General features: G+C 66.8%; 20 protein-coding genes. 8 read left to right on the plus strand and 12 right to left on the minus strand.

Translation table 11 applies throughout. The features are described 5' to 3' along the window. Nucleotides 1-616 precede the first annotated feature (616 nt). Nucleotides 617-1,048 carry a HEAT repeat domain-containing protein gene (locus HNQ61_RS19215; protein ID WP_205761813.1) on the plus strand — a complete coding sequence of 144 codons (432 nt, stop codon included), beginning with the start codon at nucleotides 617-619 and terminating at the stop codon, nucleotides 1,046-1,048. Nucleotides 1,049-1,271: 223 nt separating this feature from the next. Continuing rightward, nucleotides 1,272-1,475 carry a hypothetical protein gene (locus HNQ61_RS19220; RefSeq protein WP_170036429.1) on the plus strand — a complete coding sequence of 68 codons (204 nt, stop codon included), beginning with the start codon at nucleotides 1,272-1,274 and terminating at the stop codon, nucleotides 1,473-1,475. 131 nt (nucleotides 1,476-1,606) lie between these two features. On the opposite strand, the gene HNQ61_RS19225 is transcribed toward HNQ61_RS19220, so the two are convergent. Then, complete coding sequence (locus HNQ61_RS19225; RefSeq protein WP_170036431.1) at nucleotides 1,607-2,467, minus strand: SDR family NAD(P)-dependent oxidoreductase; 861 nt, start codon at nucleotides 2,465-2,467, stop codon at nucleotides 1,607-1,609. Between the two features lie 314 nt (nucleotides 2,468-2,781). Here HNQ61_RS19225 and HNQ61_RS19230 point away from each other — a divergent pair, with 314 nt between their 5' ends. Then, nucleotides 2,782-3,720, plus strand: coding sequence for an AraC family transcriptional regulator (locus tag HNQ61_RS19230; protein ID WP_170040297.1), 939 nt, complete (start codon nucleotides 2,782-2,784; stop codon nucleotides 3,718-3,720). Between the two features lie 528 nt (nucleotides 3,721-4,248). Here the strand turns inward: HNQ61_RS19230 and HNQ61_RS19235 are convergent. Then, nucleotides 4,249-5,151 carry a LysR family transcriptional regulator gene (locus tag HNQ61_RS19235; protein WP_170036433.1) on the minus strand — a complete coding sequence of 301 codons (903 nt, stop codon included), beginning with the start codon at nucleotides 5,149-5,151 and terminating at the stop codon, nucleotides 4,249-4,251. Nucleotides 5,152-5,399: 248 nt separating this feature from the next. Between HNQ61_RS19235 and HNQ61_RS19240 the strand changes: the two genes are divergently transcribed. Both HNQ61_RS19240 and HNQ61_RS19245 read left to right on the plus strand, forming a co-directional pair. Further along, entirely contained in the window at nucleotides 5,400-6,146 is a 747-nt protein-coding gene (locus HNQ61_RS19240) for an SDR family oxidoreductase (protein ID WP_170036435.1), read from the plus strand. A gap of 131 nt (nucleotides 6,147-6,277) precedes the next feature. Further along, nucleotides 6,278-7,477 carry an MFS transporter gene (locus HNQ61_RS19245; RefSeq protein ID WP_170040299.1) on the plus strand — a complete coding sequence of 400 codons (1,200 nt, stop codon included), beginning with the start codon at nucleotides 6,278-6,280 and terminating at the stop codon, nucleotides 7,475-7,477. A 63-nt stretch (nucleotides 7,478-7,540) separates the two neighbouring features. Here HNQ61_RS19245 and HNQ61_RS19250 read toward each other — a convergent pair whose 3' ends face one another. Together HNQ61_RS19250 and HNQ61_RS19255 are read right to left on the minus strand one after the other, a co-directional pair. Beyond that, the gene (locus tag HNQ61_RS19250; RefSeq protein ID WP_170036436.1) at nucleotides 7,541-7,927 is read right to left on the minus strand and encodes a VOC family protein; all 387 of its coding nucleotides are present in this window, start codon (nucleotides 7,925-7,927) and stop codon (nucleotides 7,541-7,543) included. 254 nt (nucleotides 7,928-8,181) lie between these two features. Continuing rightward, nucleotides 8,182-9,081, minus strand: coding sequence for a LysR family transcriptional regulator (locus HNQ61_RS19255; protein ID WP_170036438.1), 900 nt, complete (start codon nucleotides 9,079-9,081; stop codon nucleotides 8,182-8,184). 108 nt (nucleotides 9,082-9,189) lie between these two features. Between HNQ61_RS19255 and HNQ61_RS19260 the strand changes: the two genes are divergently transcribed. Beyond that, the gene (locus tag HNQ61_RS19260) at nucleotides 9,190-10,077 is read left to right on the plus strand and encodes an aldo/keto reductase (RefSeq protein ID WP_170036440.1); all 888 of its coding nucleotides are present in this window, start codon (nucleotides 9,190-9,192) and stop codon (nucleotides 10,075-10,077) included. A 189-nt stretch (nucleotides 10,078-10,266) separates the two neighbouring features. On the opposite strand, the gene HNQ61_RS19265 is transcribed toward HNQ61_RS19260, so the two are convergent. The 5 genes from HNQ61_RS19265 to HNQ61_RS19285 form a co-directional block, all read right to left on the minus strand. Further along, the gene (locus HNQ61_RS19265) at nucleotides 10,267-10,935 is read right to left on the minus strand and encodes a YceH family protein (protein ID WP_420816134.1); all 669 of its coding nucleotides are present in this window, start codon (nucleotides 10,933-10,935) and stop codon (nucleotides 10,267-10,269) included. Between the two features lie 112 nt (nucleotides 10,936-11,047). Further along, the gene (locus HNQ61_RS19270) at nucleotides 11,048-11,692 is read right to left on the minus strand and encodes a DNA alkylation repair protein (RefSeq protein ID WP_170036444.1); all 645 of its coding nucleotides are present in this window, start codon (nucleotides 11,690-11,692) and stop codon (nucleotides 11,048-11,050) included. Between the two features lie 192 nt (nucleotides 11,693-11,884). Continuing rightward, on the minus strand, nucleotides 11,885-13,060 hold the full coding sequence (locus tag HNQ61_RS19275) for an NAD(P)/FAD-dependent oxidoreductase (RefSeq protein ID WP_170036446.1): 1,176 nt from the start codon (nucleotides 13,058-13,060) through the stop codon (nucleotides 11,885-11,887). Beyond that, complete coding sequence (locus HNQ61_RS19280; protein WP_184430766.1) at nucleotides 13,057-13,656, minus strand: hypothetical protein; 600 nt, start codon at nucleotides 13,654-13,656, stop codon at nucleotides 13,057-13,059. Before HNQ61_RS19280 ends, HNQ61_RS19275 begins: the two co-directional genes overlap by 4 nt. Before the next feature lie 1,900 nt (nucleotides 13,657-15,556). Beyond that, nucleotides 15,557-16,129 (minus strand): hypothetical protein, encoded by a 573-nt coding sequence (locus HNQ61_RS19285; protein WP_183685748.1) that lies wholly within the window; start codon nucleotides 16,127-16,129, stop codon nucleotides 15,557-15,559. Nucleotides 16,130-17,141: 1,012 nt separating this feature from the next. On the opposite strand from HNQ61_RS19285, the gene HNQ61_RS19290 reads away from it, so the two are divergent. Then, nucleotides 17,142-17,918 (plus strand): hypothetical protein, encoded by a 777-nt coding sequence (locus tag HNQ61_RS19290; protein ID WP_170036452.1) that lies wholly within the window; start codon nucleotides 17,142-17,144, stop codon nucleotides 17,916-17,918. Here the strand turns inward: HNQ61_RS19290 and HNQ61_RS19295 are convergent. Then, on the minus strand, nucleotides 17,915-18,223 hold the full coding sequence (locus HNQ61_RS19295) for a hypothetical protein (RefSeq protein WP_170036454.1): 309 nt from the start codon (nucleotides 18,221-18,223) through the stop codon (nucleotides 17,915-17,917). The two genes, HNQ61_RS19290 and HNQ61_RS19295, sit on opposite strands and share 4 nt — an antisense overlap. A gap of 383 nt (nucleotides 18,224-18,606) precedes the next feature. Between HNQ61_RS19295 and HNQ61_RS19300 the strand changes: the two genes are divergently transcribed. Further along, a complete protein-coding gene (locus tag HNQ61_RS19300) occupies nucleotides 18,607-18,834 on the plus strand; it encodes a hypothetical protein (RefSeq protein WP_170036456.1) in 228 nt (75 codons plus the stop codon). 140 nt (nucleotides 18,835-18,974) lie between these two features. Here the strand turns inward: HNQ61_RS19300 and HNQ61_RS19305 are convergent, their stop codons facing one another. Next, nucleotides 18,975-19,286 (minus strand): hypothetical protein, encoded by a 312-nt coding sequence (locus HNQ61_RS19305; protein WP_170036458.1) that lies wholly within the window; start codon nucleotides 19,284-19,286, stop codon nucleotides 18,975-18,977. After that, on the minus strand, nucleotides 19,283-21,397 hold the full coding sequence (locus tag HNQ61_RS29660) for an RHS repeat-associated core domain-containing protein (protein ID WP_170036459.1): 2,115 nt from the start codon (nucleotides 21,395-21,397) through the stop codon (nucleotides 19,283-19,285). Before HNQ61_RS29660 ends, HNQ61_RS19305 begins: the two co-directional genes overlap by 4 nt. Between the last annotated feature and the right edge of the window lie 37 nt (nucleotides 21,398-21,434).

Genomic DNA, 21,434 nt, shown 5'->3' on the forward strand with positions numbered 1-21,434 from the left:
CAGATATAGGTACCGAAGCTACCTTCTCCAGCATGAATTGCAAGCAAACGTTTGACGCAAGAATCCGAAGGCCCGCATCTTTGTCCGTTTACGTGGCCCGCGCCGGGTTGGTCCAGCGCACTTCGTATTGCGACCGTTAGGTTGCAGCGGGTTTCCACTCACAACGACCGGATGGGCAGCTGAAGGATTTCCTCAGGGAGGGAGGGACCGAGGTAGTACCGCATCTGCTAGCACGGCTCAGAAAGAGACTAGCAGACGGGACCTTCATTCGCGGGAAAGTTGGTGGGAGTTCTAGGTCAGTTAGGCACCGGTGCGGTAGCTGGCGGACAACGGTACTCGCAAAGATGCTGCAGAGGAGCTTGCAAAAGTAGGGAACCAGCACGATGGGAGAGGCTAGGCCTCCCCGCTGGGCGGCGGCCGCCTACTTCCTCGCGCTTAACAGCCTTGACTGCAGCAGATGACAGCACAGATCCGCAGGCTCTCTCGCGGGACCCTGGCACCCCGACCGCACACTCGGTATAGCGGTCGCGGGTGAGCCTTCGCGGCGATCTGACAAACTGGGGTGCTTTAGTTCTTGAGCTTCGCGCGCACCGTCTGTCGTCCCGTCGAGAGCCGGGTGGAGCAACCGGGAAGTCGACACATCTCCAATGAGGTCTGTCCGTTCAACAATTCCAAGTTCGTCCAGATTACCCGGGAACCGGCGTTTCTGGCGCGCGAGGGGCTGGACGGGCCGTCGCTCATCGAGTGGATGGGGATGACGCAGGAGGACTTCAGCCGCCGGTTCAAGAACTCGCCCATCAAGCGCACCAAGCGGCGCGGCCTGCTGCGCAACGTCGCGGTCGCGCTCGGCAACTGGGGTGCGCCGGAGGCCGTCCCCGCGCTCGCGATCGCGCTCAACGACGAGGAGCCGCTCATCCGCGGGCACGCGGCGTGGGCGCTGGGCCGCATCGGCACGGAGGCGGCGCTTCAGGCACTTCGGGGCAGGGAAGAGGTCGAAGAGGACGCCTGGGTGCGGGAGGAGATCGCACTGGCGTTCATCGGCGCATGACCGAGGACCAGCCCCGCTGAAGCCGATCCGCCGGGCTTCAGGGCTCGGCGAAAATCATCATCATCCGTCTTCTGTCACGCGGTATGGCGCAAGGGTTGCGGTGTGAATGATCGTCGGATAAAGCGAGCCGACAGCCGCGAAGAGCGTTCGGGATCGGGAACACGCGTACAGGATGAGCACCCTTCGCGGACCGTGTCTGCCCAACTCACCGAAGGAGCGCCCGATGAAGAAGCTGAAGCTCGACCTCGACCAGATCCGCGTCTCGTCGTTCACGGTGCGGGACGAAAAGGGCCCCACGGGCACCGTTCACGCGAACGGCGCCAGCGCGGACCCCGCATGCGGCCCCTCGCAGATCTGGGATTCGTGCTACTCGTGCTGGCCGCAGCACTGCAACCCGCAGCCCATCTCGTGGGATTTCGCCTGCTGATGAACACCGCGGCAGCCGTGGCGATCTCCGCCACGGCTGCCGTTTTCCGTCCTCATAACTTTCCGATCCGCGGGCCGGGTACGGCGCCGATGCACCGCTCCCCGATGGATCAGGTTCTCGCGGATGACGATTTAGCTCCCGCTTGCGGCTGAACCGTCATCAAACGCAAGCGATGACGAGAGTTCGCGATACGCATCGATCTGAGCCTGCAGATCGGGGACCACCTGCTCCGCGGTGGCGACCGCGTCGGCGCCGGCGAGAAAGCGGCGCGGGGGCTGCGCCTCGCTCATGATCGCGATCAGCGCCGCGGCCAGCTTTACCGGATCGCCGCCCTGCTTTCCATTCTGCGACTTCCAGAACGCCTGCTGCGCCGCGGTGCGCTCCGCGTAGTCCGCGATCGTGGCCTCCGCGTAGACCGTGGACTCCGGCGTGAGGAGTTCCGTGCGGAAGAAACCCGGATTGACGACGGTCGTGTGGATGCCGAACGGCGCGACCTCCACCTCCAGCGCCTGCATCCATCCCTCCATCCCGAACTTGGAGGCGGAGTAGGCGGTGCAGAACTCGAAGCCCGCCAGCCCCGCCGTCGACGAGATCGAGACGATGTGCCCCGACCGCTGCCCGCGCATGACCGGCAGAACGGCGCGCGTGACGTTCATGGGGCCGATGAGGCTGGTCGCAAGCTGCCGCTCCACCTGCTCCGGCGTAAGTTCCTCGAAGTAGCCCGCCTGAAAGTTCGCCGCGTTGTTCACCAGCACGTCGATGCGCCCGAACCGCTCCACCGCCGCACTCACCGCCGCCTCGGCATCCGCGAGACGGGTGACATCCAGCTTCACGACCAGCAGGTCGTCCGACGCGCCGACGGCCCGCGCTACGGCATCGGGGTTCCGGCCGGTGGCCACGACCGCGTGTCCGGCGGCCAGCGCGGCCCGCACGAAATCGGTGCCCATCCCGCGCCCCGCGCCGGTGATGAACCAGATCTTCTTGTCCGTCATCCCATTCTCCTTGTCCGTTCAGTGCACCCGGCAGGCGGCGTGGCCCGCCAGGACTCTGCGCAATCCTGCCATCGTCGCCGCGCGATGAGCCGAATCCGCAGCATCCGGCAGCCCGCGCCGGGGGAGTCCCTTCGGCGGAAAAGCTAGCACGCCGGGACGGTTCGGCTTCTGCCTGATCATCCGCGATGTTTGCCTGTTCCTGCACGGTGCTGGATGGATGGACAACAGGAGTGTATCGTCCCCCATCGCCCGGATGAGCGTCTACTCAGCGACAAGGCATGGCGATGATTTCCGATCCCGGTGGATCAACGGAGATGGCGGGAACGGATGCGGACGCGATCCGAGGCGAGGCGCTGCGGGCTGAACTCGCGGCTCACTTGGCGCGCCGGACCGATGCGGACGGGGGGCATCAGACCGCCATCCCGGCCCTGAAACTGTGGCGGTTTTCGCACCCCACCCAGCCGGCGCCCGTGCTTCAGGAGTCGGCGGTGTACGTGGTGGTGCAGGGCCGCAAGCAGGTGATGCTGGGCGATGAGCGGTACGTCTACGATCGCTCGCGGTACCTGGCGGTCTCGGTGGATCTGCCGGTGGTGGGCAACGTGCTCGAGGCGAGCCCGGACGAGCCGTACCTGTGCCTCACGCTGCGCGTGGACCCGCGCGAACTCGCGGCGCTGATCGTGGAGACGGGGCGGCCGGCGCCGCGCGACGACCACGACGGCCGCGCGCTGTACGTAAGCCCGCTGCAAACGCCGCTGCTGGACGGGCTTCTGCGCCTGGTGCGGCTGCTGGACGCGCCGGAGGACATCGGCGTGCTGGCTCCGCTGATTCTGCGGGAGGTGAACTACCGGCTGCTGCAGAGCGAGCAGTTCGGGCGGCTGGCGCAGATGGCCATGGGTGACGGCCGCCTGCGCCGGGTGTCGGGGGCGATTGCGTGGATCAGGGATCACTTCGCGGAACCGCTGCAGATCGAGGCGCTCGCCGGCCGGGTGCACATGAGTTCGTCGACGCTGCACCATCAGTTCAAGGCGGCCACGGCCATGAGCCCCATCCAGTACCAGAAGCGGCTGCGGCTGCTGGAGGCTCGCCGCCTTCTGTTGTCCGGCGCGCCCAGCGCGGACTCGGTCGCGTACGAGGTGGGGTACGCGAGCGCATCGCAGTTCAGCCGCGAGTACGCCCGGCTCTTCGGCCAGCCGCCCCGCCGCGACGCCGACCGCCTGCGCGACGCCGCCGTCGGTGGGGCAGCGATCGGCTGATGGGTGAAGGCAGGCTGAGCCGGGGGAGTGGGAATCGATTCATGCTCTACGGCCGAGTGCGCTGCCCGCCCAGGCTGTAAGGCCCTTCCCCCGGCCCATCCCCGCTCCCCTCCCGGCCGAAGCAGAAGCGCGGAGAGGGGAGAACGGCGACTTGTCTCGTTCCGGATCGTGCCGTGCGTCCGGAGAGGGCCCCCTCCCCCCAGCCCCCTCCACCCGCTCCGCGGGAGAGGGGGAGCCGTTCGGCGCGGGGGCGGGTTCGGCACGCGTACCCGCCGCGTTTGAATGCGGTTGAAGCCCCGAACCGGACGCGCCAGCGGCCGGTGTCGGGGCTTGCGCTGTTCGAGCGGCGGATTCATCCGCTCAACGGGTTCCGCTCAACGGGGTCCGCTCACGCCTGAAATCCGCTTTCCGCGCCGAATTCTCCGCCCGCCCCCAACCCTCCCCCAGTCTTTTTTGGGGGAGGGTGGGCCGGTGGTGCCGGCCCGGGTGGGGGCCGCCCGTGAACTCCGCCGCCCTTCATCGATCCCCTCAGCCCGCCTGCCGGATACGGAGCAGGTAGTCGATGAACGCGCGCAGGGCGGGAGAGGATTGCCGCCGCTGTGGATAGTACAAGTAGTAGCCCGGAAACGGCGGGCAGTACTTCTCCAGCACCGCCGTCACTTCCCCGCGCTCCAGGTACGGCTGCACGCCGTCCCCCATCCCGATGGTCAGTCCCAGGCCCGCCGTCACCAGCCGCATCATCAGCGGGAAGTCGTTGGCGACCGCCCGCGCCGGGACCGCGACAGAGAAGTCGCCGCCGCCGGGCTCCGTGAACTCCCAGCGATAGGGCGGAGCATTCGGGCCCGGCCGCCAGTTGATGCAGGCGTGCGCGGCCAGGTCGCGCGGGTGTTCCGGCCTGCCGTGCCGCGCCAGGTACGCCGGCGACCCCACCACCACCAGCCGCTGCGGGCCGGACGCGGGCACGGCGATCATGTCCTGCTCGATCACCTCGCCCAGCCTGATGCCGGCGTCGTAGCCGGCCGCCAGGATGTCGCTGACGTCCTCGTCCACGATGATGTCGAGCTGGATCCGGGGATACGCTTCCAGGAATCCCGCCAGCGCCGGTCCGCGGATGAACCCCTCCGCGCCGCTGCTGATGTTCAGCCGGATCGCGCCCCGCGGTTCATCCGCCAGTTCCCCCACCGCCTCCGCGGCGGCGCGCAGCCCGTCCAGCGCCTGGCGCGCCGCGGCGTAGAACGTTTCCCCCGCCTCCGTGAGCCGGATGCTGCGCGTAGTGCGCAGCAGAAGCGTCACGCCCAGACGCTGCTCCAGCTGCCGCAGCGTCTTGCTCAGCGCCGTCCCGCTCACCCCCAGCTGCCGTCCCGCGGCGCGGAACCCCCGGGCTTCCACCACGGCGACGAACTCCGGCACGCCGTCCGTCACATCCATCATTGCGAACCCACCGGCAACAGGGTGTGAAGCACTGTCCGATTTATCAGCCCCAATCTTTCGCGTACCTTCGTTCTCCGAAAGGGGCGTGCGGTTCTGATGCTCCCGGCGCCTGGCCGGCGCGGTCCTCGGGTCGTGTTTTCCAACGACTTCCTGAGGCGCCGGCGTGGCTGGCCACTGAACGGCATCGCGACGGACGAGGGTGAGCCCCGGCATCCCGATGCCGAATCTTCCACACACGAGGGATGAAGATGAGCAGCAGCATTGAAGGAAAGGTCGTCGTGATCACGGGCGCCAGCAGCGGGATGGGAGAGGCGGCTGCCCGGCATCTGTCCGCGCATGGCGCCGCCGTCGTGCTGGGCGCGCGCCGCATCGGCCGCCTGCGGGCGCTGGTGGAGGAGATTACGGCCGCCGGAGGAAAGGCGCTCGCGGTGGAGACTGACGTCACGGACCGCGGCCAGGTGCAGCACCTGGTGAACGCGGCCGTCGAGACGTACGGGCGCATCGACGTCCTCATCAACAACGCCGGCGTCATGCCGCTCTCGCCCATGGACCGGCTGAAGGTGGACGAATGGGACCAGATGATCGACGTCAATCTCAAGGGCGTGCTGTACGGCATCGCCGCCGCGCTCCCTCCCATGATGGAGCAGAAGTCGGGGCACATCATCAACCTGTCGTCGGTCGCCGGCCACAAGCTGTTCGGCGGCTCCGCGGTCTACTCGGCGACCAAGTTCGGCGTGCGGGCGCTGTCCGAGGGGCTGCGGCAGGAAGTAAAGGCCTACAACATCCGCACGACCATCATCTCGCCGGGCGCGGTCAAGACGGAGCTTCTGGACCACATCAGCGAGACGGACATCCAGAAGGCGAACCAGGACTACGTGGGACAGGTGGGGGTTCCCGCCGACTCCTTTGCGCGGATCGTCGCCTTTGCGATCAGCCAGCCAGAGGAACTGGACATCAACGAGATCCTGTTCCGTCCCACCAGCCAGGAGCTGTAGGCGCAACACGGCGGACGGGTTCGCCTCGCCGGCGGACCCGCGGGAGCACCCGGCGGAACAGGCATCGGGGTGACGAGTGGATTCCAAGCCAGGGGAGCAGTCTGATGTCAGTACAGAGCGCGGCGATGCGGATGGATGGCGGGAGCGGCGCGTCTACGGAGCGGATGCCGCGGGCCGGGCGGGCCCGCGGCTGGGGCGCCGTGTTCGCGCTCACGCTGTGCGTGGCGACGCTGATTGCGTCCGAGTTCATGCCCGTCAGCCTGCTGACGCCCATCGCCCTCGACTTGGGGATGACGGAGGGCGGCGTGGGGCAGGCGATCGCCGTCTCCGGTATCTTTGCCGTGATGACCAGCCTGGGCATCTCGTCGGCGACGCGCGGCATTGACCGGCGCCGCGTGCTGCTGTCGCTGGCCGTGCTGATGCTGGTGTCCGGCGCGATGGTGGCGCTAGCGCCCAACGCCGCCGTGTTCATGGCGGGGCGCGCGCTGCTCGGCGTGGTGATCGGCGGGTTCTGGTCGATGTCGGCCGCAACGGTCATGCGACTCGTTCCGGCGGATGACGTGCCGCGCGCGCTGGGCATGCTGAACGGCGGCAACGCGCTGGCCACGACGGTCGCCGCGCCACTGGGGAGTTTTCTGGGGCAGTACATCGGCTGGCGCGGCGCCTTCTTCGCCGTGGTTCCGCTGGCGGCGCTCACGCTGGGCTGGCTGTTCGCGAGCCTGCCGCCCATGCCGTCCGATCGCGGTGCGGGCGGCGGGACGGTGTTCCGCGTGTTTCGCCGGCGGCAGGTGCCGCTGGGGATGGCGGCGGTCACCCTCTTCTTCCTCGGGCAGTTCGCGCTCTTCACGTATCTGCGCCCGTTTCTGGAGACGGTCACGCGCGTCGGCGTATCCACGCTGTCGCTGCTTCTGCTGATCAGCGGCGTCGCGGGGCTGCTGGGCACGTGGATCATCGGCCGGATGCTGCGGACGCGGCTGTACAGCCTGCTGATCGCCATGCCGCTGGGGATGGGCGCCATCGCGGTCGCGCTCACGATGTTCGGCGCATCTCCAGTCGCCGTGGGCGTTCTGCTGGCGGGATGGGGATTGATCGGCACGGCCGCGCCGGTGGGGTGGTGGACGTGGCTGAGCAAGGTCCTTCCCGACGACGCCGAGGCCGGCGGCGGGCTGATGGTCGCCGTCGTACAGATGGCGATCGCCCTGGGCGCCACGGCGGGCGGCTTCATCTACGATCGGAGCGGATACGAAAGCACGTTCGCGGTCAGCGCGGCCGCGCTGTGCGCGTCGGCACTCGTCGCGGCGATCGGCTGGCGCACGGCGCGGCGGACATAGCAGGCGTGTGGCGGCGCCTGGACGAGTTCAGACTCGCCTGGCGAGCCGGGACGATCGCCTTCGTCACTGGCCGGCGGGCGGCTGCCAGAGTTCCACCTTGTTGCCTTCCGGATCGATGACCCAGGCGAACTTGCCGTATTCGGAATCGTCGATCTCGTCGAGAACATTGCAGCCCTCTTCGCGCAGAACGGCGACCAGCGCGTGCAGGTCATCCACCCGGTAGTTGATCATGAACGGCGCGGTGCCGGGCTCGAACTGGCTGCTCGCGGCCGGCGCAATGGACCAGATGGTCGTTCCGGCAAAGGGCTGGCCCTCGCCGTCGGTCCAGGTGAACGCCGTCCCGCCCCATGCCTGCACGTCGATGCCCAGGTGCCGCTTGTACCATGCCTGCAATGCCGGAGCGTCGTTGGCCTTGAAGAAGATGCCGCCGATGCCAGTGACTCGCTTCATGTCGTCTCCGAAGATGGGAATGGTGAGGGAAAGCGGGAGTACAGCCGGATAGACCGTATTCTGCGGGTTCACAAGCGATTGGGCGCAGTCCGTGTTCGCGCGCGACGTGCGGCCCGGCAGCCGCGGACGGCTTTGGACGCTGCGCAACAGACATCATCGACCGAACACAGCGGGGCGGGGAAGAGGCCGCCGGATTTTGGTCGATGGGCCGCGCGATCACGGGCCGCGTCACGCAGTTCATCCGCCGCCATCCCTCAACGCGATTGCCGCAGCTGGAGCAGGTAGTCGATGAGCGCGCGAAGGGCGGGGGAGGCTTGCCGGCGCGCGGGATAGTAGAGATAGAAGCCGGGGAACGGCGTGGAGAACTCCTCCAGCGCCGCGACGAGTTCGCCGCGTTCAATGTACGGCCGCGCGACTTCCTCGCGCGCCAGGGCCAGCCCCACGCCGGCGAGCGCCAGGCGCAGGTTCAGCACCGGCTCGTTGGTCACCACGCGCGCCTCGAACGCCACCGAGAAGTCGTGCCCGTTCTCGGTGAACTCCCAGCGGTACGGCGCCTGGTCCGAGCCCGGCCGCCAGTTGAGGCACTCGTGCGCGGCAAGGTCGCGCGGGTGCGCCGGCGCCGGGTGCCGCGCGAAGTAGCCCGGCGTGCCGACCACGATCAGCCGGATCTGCTCCGACACCGGGACGGTGATCATGTCCTGGTCGATCACCTCGCCCAGCCACACGCCCGCGTCGTACCCCCGCGCCACGATGTCCGCGGGCTGGTTGCTGACGGTGATGTCCAGCCGCACCTCCGGAAAGCGCTTCAGAAAGCCGCCCAGCGTGGCCCCGCTCAGAAAGCCGTCCGCCGCGCTCGACACGTTCAGACGCAGCATCCCCCGCGGACGGTCCGCCATCTCCCCCACCGCCACGATGGCGGCCTGCACCTCGCGCAGCGCGGGGCGCACGGCCGCGTACAGCCGTTCGCCCGCCTGCGTGAGCCGCACGCTGCGCGTGGTGCGCTGCACCAGGGCGACGCCCAGCCGCTCCTCCAGCCGGCGCAGCGCCTGGCTCACCGCGGCGCCGCTCACGCCCAGCTGCTTGCCCGCCGCGCGAAAGCCCCCGGCCTCCACCACGGCGACGAACATCTCGATGCCGTCCAGTTGACTGTTCATTGTAAACGATACGTTATCGCCCTGGTAAACGCTGTCAAGTTTATCCGCCCGTCATCTTGCGGTAGCTTGGGTCCGTCAGAACAGCCCACATTGAAAAAGGAACCGGCAATGAGCGCATACAATCCCCTGATCACGCTGAACAACGGCGTGCAGATGCCCGCGCTGGGGCTCGGCGTCTATCAGAGCAGCCCGGAGGACACGGCCAGCGCGGTGGAGGCCGCGATCGCGCGCGGGTACCGGCTGATCGACACCGCGGCGGCGTACATGAATGAGCGGCAGGTTGGCGAGGGCATCCGCAACAGCGGAATCGACCGCGCCGAGGTGTTCATCGAGACCAAGGTGTGGATCACCGACTACGGCTTTGACGCCACGCTGCACGCCTTCGACAAGGCCGTCGGCAAGCTCGGCGTGGAGCAGCTGGATCTGCTGATCCTGCATCAGCCGCTGACCACGGCGTTCAACCGCACGCTGGACGCGTACCGCGCGCTGGAAACGCTGCTGGCAGACGGCCGGGTGCGCGCCATCGGCGTAAGCAACTTCATGCCGGAGCAACTCCAGCGTCTGCTTGCGGAGACGGCCGTGGTGCCCGCGGTGAACCAGATCGAGTTGCACCCGTACTTTCAACAGGCGGAGCTGCAGCGGGTGCACGCGGAGCACGGCATTCTGACGCAGGCGTGGTCGCCCATCGGCGGAATCACCGCGTACCGGCCCGCGGACAAGAACGCGTTTCAGGATCCCACGCTGCTGGAGATCGGACGCGCGCACGGCAAGTCGGCGGCGCAGGTGATGCTGCGCTGGCACCTGCAGGCGGGGCGCTCGGCGATCCCCAAATCGGTGAAGCCGGCCCGCATCGCCGAGAACTTCGACGTCTTTGATTTCCAGCTTTCCGCCGGGGAGATGGCCGCCATCGACGCCCTGGAAACCGGCGTGCGCGGCGGGCCGGAGCCGGAGGACATCACGCTGGAGAACTACGGCATCGCGATCCCGGAGGCATGACGCACGTTCTCGGCGCGGCCGGGCCCGGCGGCGAGCAGGGTGTCACGGCCTGACGATCCGGATCGCCGAACCAGAAGCGTAAACTCCGCCCCTGGACCAAAATGGGCGGCCCTCCAGATCCGGAGGGCCGCCCATCTTTATCCGCCTGAGCGGGGGAATCGCGATCGGGGTGGATGACGTTCGTCCGTCTTATTGCAGCAGCGCGCGGAACGCCTCGAACTCCGTCCGCAGCGCCGCGAGTTCCGCCTGAAGTGCATCCACCGTCCGCTCCAGCGCCGCGACGCGATCATCGCCGGCATCGGAACGGTGAGCGCGGACCTCGCGCTCATCGGACGGCGCGGACTCTTCGGTCTGTGCGGGCTCGCCGCTCAGCAGGTGCGCGTAGCGGACTTCCTTCTGCCCCGCACGCCGCGGAAGCCGCGCCACCAGCGCCTCCGGCTCCCGCGCGATCAGCGACTCCAGCACGCCCTCCAGATCCGCCAGGTCCGCGAACGATTCCAGCCGCGCGGTGCGCGCGTACAGCTCGCCCGGCGTCTGCGGCCCGCGCAGCATGAGCACGCCCAGCACCGCCAGTTCGCGCGTTCCCAGCCTGAGCTCCTGGGCCAGCAGATGCTCGTACTTGGTCACGCGCGAGCCCGCCGGCTGAATCTGGCGCAGCAGATACCGGCGGCGCAGCGCGACGGCTCCCTCCACCACCGCGTCCTCGGCCAGCCGCATGACCGGCTCGCGGTTGGTGGTCTGGTTGCACGCCGCCGCAAGAGCGTTCAACGAAAGCGGATAGTTGTCCGGTGTCGTGACTTCCTTCTCCAGCAGAGAGCCGAGAATCCGCACTTCAACGTCCGTAAGCGGGGGCTGCAACATCGATCTCCTTTGTCCGATAACGATCCGGGAACGCGGAAAGCTGTCGCGTCCCTCATCCCACATCAGCCGATCACGCGCAATCTGGCGACGATGATCGTCCGCCGGAGGCTCACTCCGCGCGCGCCTGCTTGCCCACCACGGCGCCGATCCAGATGGGCAGAAAGGGCGACGTGCATCCCTTGGAAACGGGGTAGTCCCGGTACAGGCCCAGCCGTTCGCCCAGCGCGATGCAGCGGGCGCGCAGCCGCTCGTCCGCGATGCCGATCTGCGCGGCGCACCAGTTCATGTTCCATTGCAGCGGCCCGGCGGAGGGCAGTTCCCGCTCGATATGCTGCAGCAAACGCTCATTGTGGTCGTGATTTTCCGCCTGGATGGAGCGCGCCTGCACCGACCAGTACACCCGCTGCCGGACCGCCGACGGGCCGGAGATCCATTCGGCGGTTTCGGCCTTGAGCGCCGCCTTTTTCATGATGACGTTCGCGATCAGCCAGTCCAGCAGCTGCGACTGCTCCCTGGCGTCGGCGACGGCTTCGATGTCCGAGAGGAGCCGGCCGATGTACGGAGCGTCGACCGCCTTCAGCTCCAGCATCAGATACGACAGCATGCGGGCGCTGAATCCGCCGCTGTTCCACAGGTGAGCCGCAACCTCCGCGTTCTTGCCGTGCTCCTTGGCGATCGCCCTGATCTGCGTGTTGTTGGGCTTCGTGCTGGCGAGCCGCTCCAGGAGACCCTGTGCGTCGGCGGCAGAACTCATCGGATCGTCCTTTCCGGGCGGACTGGCGGATGGGGAACGTGAATCGGGGGCGCTTCCGGCGGATGATGAACCGCGATCAGGCCATCGATCGCGCGGATCGGATCCCGCGGCTGCTTGATCTGCATCGCGCCGTGCGCCGCGCCGGAACATGCGCGGCGCACCGGCCGGTGCACAACCCTGCGAGTCCGCGGATCACGCAGGCCGCAATGGATGGAGGGCGATGGCCGGAACCGCCGCGTCACGCCGGGGCGCGACGTCGGGAAAGGATCCGCGGCCAAAGAACACGTGCTGCGCCACGGCGCGGAACGGCGGAAGACGGAGCGCCGCGCAGGCCAGTTCGGCCGCGGCGGGCGAGCGCACCGCCGCCAGCATGCGCCGGATGACGAGGCGCGTGTGGAACCGGGCGCGCAGGGTGGCGCCGTCGTACCGGGCCAGCGCGGATTCATCGCCCGTGGCCAGGAAGTCGGCCGTCACCTCGGCGGCCACGGAGGACAGGCGAAGGCACGGGTCCAGCCCGCCCGCCGTCAGCGGCGAGACAGCGCCCGCCGCGTCGCCCGTCAGCAGCCCGCGCGCGCAGGCAATGCGCGGCAGCACGCCGCCCACCGGAATGCGTCCGCCGCGCCGCTCGCACGGAATCGCCCCCGCCAGCCCGAAGCGCGGCGCCACGCGGGCCTGAAAGCGCCGCAGCGCCTCCGCGGGCCGGAACCGCGATGCGTAGCCGCCCACGCCCACGTGCACCTCCTCGCCGTCATCCACCACCCAGGCGATGTAGCCGGGCGCCACCTCGGGATCGATCCAGCAGTGAAAGGCCGGTTCGTGCCCGGTGCTCACGCCGCGGAACACCTCCTCCACACCCACGATCCACACGCGGTTCTCATCCAGCCCCAGCGCGGCGCCCACGCGCGACACCGCGCCGTCCGCGCCCACGACGAAGCGCACGGGGAGCCTTTCCCGCCGCCCGCCGCGCTCCAGCGTCGCGACCGAGCCCCCGGCGTCCGGCTCCAGCGCGGCCAGGCTGGTGGAGGGCGCCCACTCCACGCCCGCGCGCAGGCAGTCGTCCAGCGCGCGGCGGTACAGCGGACCCATGCGGCCCACGCGGTACTCGTCATGCGGGCTCTGCAGCGTCATCGACCGGCCGCGCGGCGAGTAGAGCGCCACACGCCGCACCGGCGGTCCCAGGCAGTCGTCCGGGAGCGCAAAGCTTTCCAGCGTGCGGCGCACGAAGATGCCGGTCGTGTGCACCGCGTGGTCCACGGCGGGTTTGCGGTCGGCCAGCAGCACACTCGCGCCGGACTCGCCCAAGCGGCGGGCGCACTCCAATCCCGCCAGCCCCGCGCCCACGACGAGCACGTCCACGCGCGCGCTCATCGGCGTGCCTCCACCGCCGGGACCAAGCCGCGCGTTCGGCCCGCGGATCCATCCGCGAACTCCCGCCGTACGCGCTCCGGCAGTCCCGCCTCCGCGCCGGCGGCCGGGCTGTCCTGCCCGCTTCGGTGGATGAGCGGGTGTTGGCGGCTGCGGTTGATGCGTGCCTCGCCGTCGAGCGGGTCTCGCCTGTCCGCCATCCGCGCCAGCGCCAGCGAACCCGCGGCGGAGGCGGCGCTCAGCAGCGTGATGGAGCTGATCACGATGGCGGCCAGCACCCACACCGGCCGGTCACTGGTGGGCTCTCCGATCAGGAACGGGAGCGTGCCGACCAGCAGCCCCGCCGCCGCGCCCCAGATCGCGACGCGCGACAGCGGCAGGTCATCGAGCCCGCGACGGCGCGCCGCGATCGCCAGCACCGCCGAGAAAACCACGCCGCCCAGGAAGCCGGGATAGGCGCCGATCGCCACCCACATCTCGTCCATGGACCCGTCCGGGTCCACCGCCATCCCGATGAGCACGGCCACCGGTCCCCAGACCAGCGCCCACGTCAGCCCCATCCCCAGCGCGCCCCGGATGCGCCTCAGCCACCTGTTCATCATCGCCATCTCCCTTTGTACGTGGATCTTGCGCCGCGCGGCCGCGATGCTCTCCGCCCGCACGAGCTCCGTTGCAACCAAACAGGCACTCGCTCGTGAAGCACTTTATGATACAAAGAACTTGCGCGCAAGTCTTGGATCGCCGGGGATTCACTCGGGAGATGTATTGCTCGTGATCAGAAAACAGGAGGGAAGGGGAGAGGATCCGCGTCGTGGTGTGCTCTCGGGTCGCCGCGAGCGCGGGTTCGTCTCACGGATTACCTGCCGTCATCGCGGCGTATAGCGCCGATCCGAGGAGAGCGTGCGCGGCTTGGATGACGGGTGACGCGGCGAATCCCCGCTCGTGCATCCCATCGAAAACGGTTTCGTTGATGGTGATCCGCCAGACCCGGTCCACACCTGAACGGGTTCGCTCACCACGTCGTCCCCCGTACCGAATACCTGATCCGGACCCGCGGACGCGAGTCGTGCCCCGAACTCCGAGATTACGCACTTCGCCGTTTGTTAACACCCCTGAGCAACCCGATCATCGCCCAGTTCACAACGATTCCCAGCAAGAGCAGGTAATACTCTACCAGCCCGCGGACATTCACCGAAGCCGATAGTACCACGTTCAACGGAAACCCAAGTACCTGCGTAAGCGCATAGGTGTTGGCCACAACACCTTCAGGCGCAGTCCCGAACCACTCGGTCGCATTCGATTGCCATATGTGCAAGCAGAGGGCGAAAACCATTCCGAGGGCTGCCCCCCTGATCGCGTCTCGAATCTGTATTGATCGTAGCATTTCACTGCCGTGGTCCTGAGTTTCCGATCCCTGCAGCGATGGGCAGAATAGATAGCAGCGGCTTGTCGATCCCGCCCGCGTGAAAGTCGCTCACCTGCCGTCGTGGTGCCGCTACCGGCCGTCGCCTCCAGGTTCGCTCTCGAGGCCTTTCTGCGCGTCGGCCGGTTCGCCATCACACCGAACCCGATTCATGACGACCGGTACAGTAATGCTCATCATCCCATCATCTGAGTAGCTGCGGGCCGTTCCATTCACGCTCTCGCCTGCAGCCGGAATCGCGGCGAGCAGAAAGTCAAGGGTGACACTCTGAAAGAAATCCCCCCATCCAATCTGAAGCTGTCGCCCATTCTCTACTACTACCCAGTGTCCACGATTCAACCGGGAGTTCGGAACCTCTAGATCAGTCGTGGCCGCGTACCATCGACCCCTCCGGAGCGAAGTAGGTATACGGCGAGCTTCCAGCATGGCGCGCGCCGGCGGCATACCGTGCAAACCGGGCGATTCGCCGGGCCTGAACTGGAAGGTGTAGCAACCCGCCAAGGCGATCACAGGGTCAGGGACGCGAGCGCTCGATGCCGCCAGCGTGGCACATCCGGCTTGCAGCACCAGCAACAACGTCACCGCCACTCGTGATTTCAGCATCCTGTCTGATCGTCGCATACCCCGTCGGTCGCTGATTGTCTGGGCCTGAAGCGTCTTGCCTGGAACTGCCGAGTTTCCTCCGAATGGGTTGTTCGGCCCTTGAAAGTGGCTGGGCAGGCTGAAGCCTGCTGAAAGGCAGCACCGCATGCTCCCCGGTGTACGCCGTCCGCGCCGACGTTTTCATCCAGAACGCCTGGTTCTACTGCAGCCGGTAGCAGGCGGTCAGCTCTGCGTTCGCCGCCAGCATTGATTCTCGCTAACGCGATTCGCCTGAAGGCGAAGGTTTCCGGACCTGGTGCATGGAAATGAATCCGATGAGGAGGGTACGGAGACTCAGCCCGGCCGCTGCCGCGACACCTGATCATACCAGCACTCACCTCGTACAGCAGACCTCCGGCGTGGCCCTGCGACCCGTTGGAGGGGTGGGTCATCCACCGCCTCGGAAGAGCCACCTGGCGTGCTGGTGGACTGCGCTACGGCACGCCGCCCACGCGCGCGGGAGCCAAGAAGTGAGACTTGATCGCCACGGCTCCCACGCACCAACAGAGCGCGTCCATGACATCTCCGCGGGCTGAGGGGCATAAATCGTCCAGAAAACCGAGGTCAGACGAGAACGTCAGACTGTCTGCGAGTTCGAAGAGCGTTTTCTGATATGCTGGCGGCAGCGGGAACCCCGTAGCCTCCACCAGGTCGAGTATGAGATTCACCCCATTCAACACCACTGCACCGTCATCACGAACACCTTCGGTGACGTTCCAAGCGATCTGCTGCAGATCGTACACCAGAGCAACCTCGCTTGGAGCAGGAAAGTGCCTGGCGAAAGCTTCGTCCCCGACAAGCATGGCGCGTGCGGCCTCATCCGGGTCCTTGAACCAGACGATGTATCCATCCGGATCGGCAAGGGGGCGATCCTTGCCCCCCCGGCGATCCTCATCCATCAGGAGCAACGTGTAGATCAGGACTCCACCTCCCTCTTCATGCATTCGGACAGCGACCAGGTAGACCGCTTCCAGAGAGGGTTCGGAGTTCTCATGCTCGTGCGACATCATCACTCCATTATTGTGGGTCCGTGAACGCACGATCACCGAACTTGCGAATCTGGTTGTACTCAGTCCCGGGACCAGTATTCCAGCTCCCTTCGCCGTACTTGTCGTTCAGGAGGCGGCGAGCGAATCCGTTCCCGTTCTCACCGACGAGAGGACATTCGCCCCTGGCCCAACTCGAACATCATTCGCAGCATTTCGTCCAGAGACGCCCGGCCTTCGACCTTATACTGGGAGCCTGGCTCCCACCTCCGCCATTGTTCTGGTTCGCGACGGCATTATCAATCAGACGACCCAGCAACCCGCCAATCGCGAAGTCTCCAGCTGCTCCGACGCGACATGAGCAAAGGTACAACACGTGGCAAACGGAAGAGCATTCTCACCATCGCCGTCGTCATCGGGGACATACTGGTCAAGCTACAGCGTTGGACTGGCTGTGAGCGGCGTGGATGGGCGGCTTGCAGCGCGGAAGTCTTGATGTCGGCGAGCGCTCTGGCCGCGCTGGCGCTCTGCATACGAGTCCGCGCCGCGCTGCACGGGGCTAGACCACCCCTGGCCGTGCAGCGCTCCGAACTCGTCCGCTGACTCCACCGGCATCCGTATCGAATCACACTCTCAACCGTGTTGTGCTGCGGACTGTCTACCACTCCGCCGGGCGTTCCGGCATTCATCGCCTCGGGAGCCGTCGCGGTGATAATCGCCGCTTCCCTTGCCGCGGGGTCACCATCCGGGAATTCAGAATCCTCCGCAGGGGAGCGAATCGGCCTCCGGCGCGCAAGTGGATCACGGGCGCTCGGCCGTGAAGAGACAGGTGGGGACCAAGCTAGATTGATGCAGAAAACCCGGCGTAACCGTTCCGGCGTGCTCTGGGCTTGCGAGCGGGCTGCCTCCACGGAGGCAATCAATGGATCAGAGCACGGCCTGCGGTGACGCTGCCGTTGCCCCGGGTTCAACCCGAAGCTAGGATGATATTTGTCGGATTAAGAGACATCACGCGCTTCCTACCTTCTGCCCAATGAAACAACATCCCCTCACCTCCGCCATTCTCGCCATCATCGTTATTGCGGCCTGCGGCTCCCCGTCTCCAAACCCAGATGACCGTGCACGGGCCGATTCACTCCAGCGAGAACTGTCCCGCCTCCAGCAGGCACAGCGCGGTCCCGTTGAAAATCCAGCAACTTCGAGCCAGCCTGCGGCGGTTCCCGTGGCGGGTGCGAGCTCGAACGTGGTGGTACTGGCCCCGGCTGAACCCGGAACGGTCACGGACCTGGAACAGGGTGCGGTTCTCGATCTATGGCTGAATAACCGGGAGGGCGACCTGAAGGCGCTGACGATCGATCGCTCCGTCGGCAGCATGATCGCCACCTCGGACTTCTTCCGGTACAATCACATCAACTCCGATCAGGATCTGCGCGGCTACTGGGGACGGCCGTTGCTGATGAAGTGGTCCGCGCTGCTCGAGATCACCGAATCTGGCGCACACGTTTTCTCGTTCGAACTGAAGCGCCAGCAAGACCCCAATCGGCTCGATGGCTCGCGGACGCTCGTGACGTTGAACGGCGAAACCGTGTTCCAAGCGCAGAAGGAGTACGCGTACGACGAGTTTTCGGAGATGGGTTCCGCAGTCTTGTCGCTCTCGCCCGGATTCTACAGACTCGAGGTCTGGCTGGCTGCGGGAACCCCGCATGTCGTGCCTTCGACGGATCTCGGCACGTACATCAAGGTTCGCGAGCCTAGTTCAATGACACCTCAGCCACTGCAGTCCAGCCGGATCTGGCATCGGGCGCCTTAGCGCGAGGCGGGCGGCAGAGAGGGCGGAAGGGTACGGTCGCGCATTTTTCCATCCGGCATGCTGAAGCGGTCATCGGGGGCTGCACGATTGCGCACTCGCGGGACGGGCTGGACCAGAATCTCCGAATCCACGGGGGCGACGGTTTCAACGGCCGGATTTTTCGGAGTGAACCCGTTTCGGAGATCGACGGTGTTCTTGGCGATCGTCACGGCGACGCTGACGACCGCAAACAGCACCATGAGCCCTGCGATCAGCCGATTGTTCTCGGCCCGCGTCTTCCACTGCTGCAGGAGCGTGTCTGCCATGGGCACTTCCTCATCACTGGGAGAAATGGGACTGCAACCGAGTGGAATGTAGCGTCAGAAATGTCCTTTGTGGAAGCCGCTCGACAAACCCTGTCCTGCTGAACGAACGAGCCCCGGCACCGGGGCTCGTTATGTATTCGCGCGACACGGGATCGGGACGGCGGGGCGCGTCGGCAGATGCGCACGGCGCTAGGGCTCTGCGCGGGGCCGGTCCGCCTCCCGCACGGTCGTTCACCGCGCCAACGATGGTGCGGCCGGCGGACCAGGAGCCGTACGCGGCCAAGGTAAACGGGGCCATGGTGATAAGCGGATCCATGTCCTCTGCGATTCCGCGCGGCTGTAGGTCAAAGGAATGTTGGCGTTCCGAATCGCGGAAGTAGCCGGTGCAGGGCGGCCTCTTCCTCGTGGAACTGACGCGCGCGGCGGCTGGCGGGTGGCGGGTGGCGGGTGGCGGAAGCTTACCACCCGCCACGCGCCGCGCCGTCGCCCAGTCTGACCGCGCGGCGCGCTTGGCCGCGCTGGAGCGGGCCGCGCGCGCGGAAGTAGCTCACCGGCCGTACCGGTTGCCCGTCCCGGTGGTCTCTTCCAGCGTGGCCCCGGTCCCCGCCTGACCCGGCGCGCAGTTCCCACAGCAGTTGGTCGCCCGCCCACACGAAGCGCGTGACCGTGCTGATGCACGGCTCGCAAGAGGCCAACCGCGGACGCGGCTGGCCTGTTGCTGACAGTGGAGGCATACTAATCGTGCGAATGGCTAAACGACCAAACCGAGGACGAACTGCAATGATTCGTGGCGTATTGCTGCACGACGCGAGCTATCGAACTCGATTGCGTCTACTTCAACATCGCCAATCCAGCGACCTTGATCTGCAAAATTTCTCCAGTCTGCGTCTTGCAGCCCCTCCAGTGACTCAAGTACGTAAATCTGGTACTTATCCGGATAGTCGTCCAAATTGTCGTCGAATGGACAATCTAGCAGGTAATTCCGAGTGGCTAAGGTGACGACAATCAGACGCGGGACGTCGTAGAAGTCCCTGTATCTGATAGGCAGCCATTCGTCAATCATTGGATTCGGCCCTTTTTAGGGATTGGATTAGGCGTCTGCTGCCCAAAGGGGCAGGGGCCGCTTCCTTTGCAAATATCGACGTGGCGTTCGTTGAGTACCCCCCCACGAGTCATTTCCGGCGCATGCGTTACTGTGCCTCCGGCGGCCCGAATCTCGCCGGCGGTGGTTGCTTGGATCGTGCCGTGCGGAACTGCAGCAGCGGCTTCATCAAGGGTGCTACCGAAAGCTCCTGAGAATACCTCTCCCGGGCCAGGGATGGGACCTGTACCACCTCGCACAACGATCATTTCGTCCGCGATGTGGATCAACTTTCCACCGAGGCGGCCTGCGCGAACGACGTTGATTGCACCGTCGGTTGCTAACTGCATTCCGACTTCCTGAACGATGGGATTCCCGATCGTCACGCGAACGCTTGTACGTGCGGTCCAACCCAGTCCACGAAGAATCCGCCCCGCTCCGCGAGCTATCATTCCGGGTGCTGCCTGTATAGCGCCGACTACGTCCTGCATGGCGCACTGAAGGGAACCCATCCCCGTCGCATCAGGGCACAACCCATACGGGTCCGAGTAGCCAACCGGGTCACCCGCCGCAAATCCATAGCTGTTGAGCCCGCCCGCCAAGCCGATCGGGTCCGTTTGCGTGAACTGGCTGGTGGCGGGGTCGTAGTAGCGGTTGCGCATGTACATCTGGCCACTCGCGTCCCGCATGCCGTCCACCAGCCCGCCAAACCACGCCTGCACGACCGGCGCCGTACCCGTCTGCGCGTGGCTCGCCGTGGTCTGCCAGCCGGGCCAAGGCGCCCAGATGCACCCCGTCGGGCTCGCGCCCGTGCAGTCGCCGCGCATCCCCGTCGTGGGCGAGGTGCCCGCGTGGAACAGCCCGCGCCAAGTGTCGCGCGGGACCAGGCTCCCCACGTTCTCCTTGGTGATAAGCAGCGGCTTGTCGATCCCGCCCGCGTGAAAGTAGCTGACCTGCCCATAGTGGTCCCCGCTCCCCGTCACCGCGTCCGGATCCGCCGCCGACTGCCCCGGCGCGCGCAGTTCCCAGAGCAGCTGGTCGCCCGACCAGACGAAGCGCGTGATCGTGCTGACACACGGCTCGGTGGGCGTCGCCACGCAGATCGCCGTCTCCCGCCGCGTCCGCTCCATGATCCGCCGGCCCAGCGCATCGTACCGGTACTCCGAGTAGAGCCCCCCATACGTGTAGCTCGGCGTACCGGCTGAGGGCTGCGTCACCGCGTCGTCCAGCGTCTGCAGCGCGCGCAGCTGTCCAGCCGCATCGTACCAGTTGCGCGTGTTGGTCGCGCTCGAGTTCCCGTACGAATGCCAGTCGATCTCCGCTGTCTTGCGGTGGGCCCACACCACGTTGCCCGCCCCGTCGTAGGTGCGGTACGTGCTGTCCGAGCGCAGCGGCGCGGAGGGGTTGGTGGACGGCAGACGCCGGATCATCGCCACGCGACCCGTTCCGGCGGCATACCTCGTCACGAACTCGGGTTCATCCGCTGACTGGTCGCCCGTCGTCCTCCGGTGCACCTGGCTGCCCATCGCGTCCACCGCCATCAGCTCGGCATTACTGCCATTCGCCCCGGCGTTCCGCCAGTCCGTCGCCACCAGGTTGCCCAGCCCCGAGTACCAGTTGCGGAAGGTGCTCGCCCCGCCGGCTACAGCCCCATCGATGTAGATCGCCTTCCCGCGCGCATCGTACTGGAACTGATCATACTCCAGGTGGGCGCCGCTGGAGAGCGAGTCCGTACGCGTGAGCCGCCGGCCCGCCACGTCGTACGTGGTCCGCTCTCCGCCGCCGCCCGGGTACGACAGGCCCAGGATTGCGTACACAAAGCCGTACGCATAGCCCTGCCGGCTCCGCGCGTACGTCATCTCCCCCGTGACTGCGTCGTACGCGAAGCTGTCCGCCTGCGCCACCCCCGAGAGGTTGGACGGATGGAACAGTGTCCTCACCCGCCCCGCCTGATCGTACCGGTACTCCAGCCCGTACACGTGCTTGCTGTAGTCCAGCCCCGCGTACGCGCGCATCTGGATGCTGTCCGTCCGGAGCGCGCCGCCCGGGTAGTAGCTCCGGCTTATCGAGGCATCCAGGGTCTCCGTCCACACTTGGATACCCACCGCGTGTGGGAAGTTTCAACTCAGC

This window comes from Longimicrobium terrae, assembly GCF_014202995.1.
In the GTDB taxonomy this organism is placed as follows: domain Bacteria; phylum Gemmatimonadota; class Gemmatimonadetes; order Longimicrobiales; family Longimicrobiaceae; genus Longimicrobium; species Longimicrobium terrae.

Bases quoted from the DNA above. Each gene is read 5' to 3' on its own strand.
- HNQ61_RS19220 (WP_170036429.1), top strand. From the start codon at position 1,272: ATGAAGAAGCTGAAGCTCGACCTCGACCAGATCCGCGTCTCGTCGTTC.
- HNQ61_RS19225 (WP_170036431.1), bottom strand. From the start codon at position 2,467: ATGACGGACAAGAAGATCTGGTTCATCACCGGCGCGGGGCGCGGGATG.
- HNQ61_RS19230 (WP_170040297.1), top strand. From the start codon at position 2,782: ATGGCGGGAACGGATGCGGACGCGATCCGAGGCGAGGCGCTGCGGGCT.
- HNQ61_RS19235 (WP_170036433.1), bottom strand. From the start codon at position 5,151: ATGATGGATGTGACGGACGGCGTGCCGGAGTTCGTCGCCGTGGTGGAA.
- HNQ61_RS19240 (WP_170036435.1), top strand. From the start codon at position 5,400: ATGAGCAGCAGCATTGAAGGAAAGGTCGTCGTGATCACGGGCGCCAGC.
- HNQ61_RS19245 (WP_170040299.1), top strand. From the start codon at position 6,278: ATGGATGGCGGGAGCGGCGCGTCTACGGAGCGGATGCCGCGGGCCGGG.
- HNQ61_RS19250 (WP_170036436.1), bottom strand. From the start codon at position 7,927: ATGAAGCGAGTCACTGGCATCGGCGGCATCTTCTTCAAGGCCAACGAC.
- HNQ61_RS19255 (WP_170036438.1), bottom strand. From the start codon at position 9,081: ATGAACAGTCAACTGGACGGCATCGAGATGTTCGTCGCCGTGGTGGAG.
- HNQ61_RS19260 (WP_170036440.1), top strand. From the start codon at position 9,190: ATGAGCGCATACAATCCCCTGATCACGCTGAACAACGGCGTGCAGATG.
- HNQ61_RS19270 (WP_170036444.1), bottom strand. From the start codon at position 11,692: ATGAGTTCTGCCGCCGACGCACAGGGTCTCCTGGAGCGGCTCGCCAGC.
- HNQ61_RS19275 (WP_170036446.1), bottom strand. From the start codon at position 13,060: ATGAGCGCGCGCGTGGACGTGCTCGTCGTGGGCGCGGGGCTGGCGGGA.
- HNQ61_RS19280 (WP_184430766.1), bottom strand. From the start codon at position 13,656: ATGAACAGGTGGCTGAGGCGCATCCGGGGCGCGCTGGGGATGGGGCTG.
- HNQ61_RS19285 (WP_183685748.1), bottom strand. From the start codon at position 16,129: ATGTCGCACGAGCATGAGAACTCCGAACCCTCTCTGGAAGCGGTCTAC.
- HNQ61_RS19290 (WP_170036452.1), top strand. From the start codon at position 17,142: ATGAAACAACATCCCCTCACCTCCGCCATTCTCGCCATCATCGTTATT.
- HNQ61_RS19295 (WP_170036454.1), bottom strand. From the start codon at position 18,223: ATGGCAGACACGCTCCTGCAGCAGTGGAAGACGCGGGCCGAGAACAAT.
- HNQ61_RS19305 (WP_170036458.1), bottom strand. From the start codon at position 19,286: ATGATTGACGAATGGCTGCCTATCAGATACAGGGACTTCTACGACGTC.